Origin of the sequence: Inquilinus limosus MP06 (assembly GCF_000767795.1) — a bacterium.
GTDB classification, from domain to species: Bacteria; Pseudomonadota; Alphaproteobacteria; order DSM-16000; family Inquilinaceae; genus Inquilinus; species Inquilinus limosus_E.
This window is the reverse complement of sequence record NZ_JANX01000788.1, coordinates 1-2,211: the sequence shown is the minus strand read 5'-3', so window position 1 is coordinate 2,211 and position 2,211 is coordinate 1. Positions and strand designations below refer to the sequence as shown.

Sequence of the window (2,211 nt, the reverse complement as noted above, 5' to 3'; positions counted from 1 at the left end):
GACCACCGTCTATGTCCCGGCCCGGCCGATGCTGACCGAGAAGAGCGGCCTGATCGACTTCGTGCTGACCGACGGATCCGGCCGCCCCGACGGCGCGATCCTGAGGGACAAGACCGTGATCCGCTTCTCCCCAGCCCTCGCCGCGGCGATGGACCCGGACCGCAGCCGCCTGGCCCCCGGCCGGCCGCTGGTGGTGCGCGGCACCGTCGCCGGCGGCCGCCGCAACCCGGTGCTGGAGGCGGTGGAGATGGGCAGCGACATCTACTCGATGGTGACGCTCGGCTACTGACGCCCGCAGAACAGGCAGGCACGATCCGGCGTGTCGGGGTGTAGATAGAAATCCCAGACCGTCGAACCGACCAGAGGCCGGATGACCCAGGACCAGATCGCGATCGTCGCCCTGCTGGCCGGGGCCCTGGCCTTGTTCGTGTGGAACCGCATCCGCTTCGACCTGGTGGCGGTGGGCGCGCTTCTGGCCGCCGTGCTGCTGGGGCTGGTGAAGGCCGAGGACGCCTTCGCCGGCTTCGGCAACCCGGCCGTGGTCACGGTCGCCGCGGTGCTGGTGATCGGCCGGGCGCTGGCCCTGTCCGGCGCGGTCGACCGCATGGTCGCGGCGCTGGCCCGCGTCGCCGACGGCCGCTTTGCCCAGATGGCGGTTCTGTGCGGCTTCGGCGCCCTGATCTCGGCCTTCATGAACAATGTCGGGGCGCTGGCGCTGGTGCTGCCGGTGGCGATCCAGGGCGCGCGCAAATCCGGCTATTCGCCCTCGGCGATCCTGATGCCGCTGTCCTTCGCCACCCTCCTGGGCGGCACCGTCACCCTGATCGGCACGCCGCCGAACCTGCTGATCTCCGCCTTCCGCGAGAAGGCGGTGGGCGAGCCGTTCCACCTGTTCGACTTCGCCCCGGTCGGCCTGGCGCTGACCGTCGCCGGCCTGGCCTACATGCTGCTGCTGGGCTGGCGGCTGATCCCGTCCAGCCGCCGCGGCCGGAAGGCGGAGGAGGAGAGCTTCGAGATCAGCCGCTACGCCACCGAGGTCGAGGTCACCCAGAAATCGAGGATGGCCGGCCGGTCGGTGATGGCGTTCGAGGAAGCGCAGAAAGGCCGGATCGTCGTGCTCGGCCTCGTCCGCGGCCAGCGCCGCGTCGCCGGGCTGATCCGGCTGGAGCATCTGGCGCCCGGCGACCTGCTGATGGTGCAGGCCGACACCCAGGCGCTGGAGCAGGCGCTGGGCGACGGCGACATCGTTCTGGCGGCCGAGCGGCCGCCCGAGGCCGGCGGCCTGGGCAGCCTGGTCACCGCCGAGGCGGTGGTGCCGGCCAATGCCTGGATCCGCGGGTCCAGCCCGGCCGATCTGGACCTGCGCCGCCGCCACGGGGTGAACCTGCTGGCCGTCTCGCGCCATGGCCATCCGGTGAAGCAGCGGCTGCGCGACATCGCCATCGAGGCGGGCGACGTGCTGCTGCTGCAGGGCGATGCCGACACCCTGCCGGACACGCTGCAGGCGCTGGGCTGCCTGCCGCTGGCCCAACGCCGGCTGACCCTGCGCAGCCGCAACCTGTGGCTGCCGCTGGCCCTGTTCGTCACCGCCATCGTCGCGACGGCCACCGGCGCCGTCGACGCCACCATCGCCTTTGCCCTGGCGGTGATGGGCATGCTGGCCGTCCGCGCCATCCCGCTGCGGGACCTCTACACATCCATCGACTGGCCGGTCGTGGTGCTGCTGGGCGCGATGATCCCGGTGGGCGGCGCGCTGGAGACCACCGGCACGGCGCAGCTGATGGCCGACGGCATCGCCGCCCTGGCCCGGGACCTGCCGCCGCATCTGGTGCTGGCCGTGGTGCTGGCCGCGACCATGGCCGTCACCCCGATGCTGAACAATGCCGCGACCGTGGTGATCATGGCGCCGATCGTGATCGGCATCGCCCAGCAGCTGGGCCTCAGCCCCGACCCGTTCCTGATCGCCGTCGCGATCGGCGCCAGCTGCGACTTCCTGACTCCCTTCGGGCACCAGAACAACACCCTCATCATGGGGCCGGGCGGATATGAGGTGTCGGACTTCTGGCGCGTCGGCCTGCCGCTCGACGCCGTCATCATCACCGTCTCGGTCCTGCTGATCCCGATCGTCTGGCCTTTCACCGCGTGACCAAGCCCCTTCCCCCTCTCCCGATCGACTCCGCGCTGCCGCCGCTGCGCGCCGCCTGGCCGAAC

At 71.7% G+C, this 2,211-nt stretch carries 2 protein-coding genes; both read left to right on the top strand.

Annotation, left to right across the window (positions count from 1 at the left end; all coding sequences use genetic code 11):
* Window positions 1-289, top strand: a 289-nt coding sequence (locus tag P409_RS39575; protein WP_034848305.1) for a hypothetical protein, incomplete at its 5' end; no start/stop codon positions are given.
* 81 nt (window positions 290-370) lie between these two features.
* The gene (locus tag P409_RS32375) at window positions 371-2,146 is read left to right on the top strand and encodes an SLC13 family permease (protein ID WP_034848302.1); all 1,776 of its coding nucleotides are present in this window, start codon (window positions 371-373) and stop codon (window positions 2,144-2,146) included.
* Window positions 2,147-2,211: the final 65 nt, after the last annotated feature.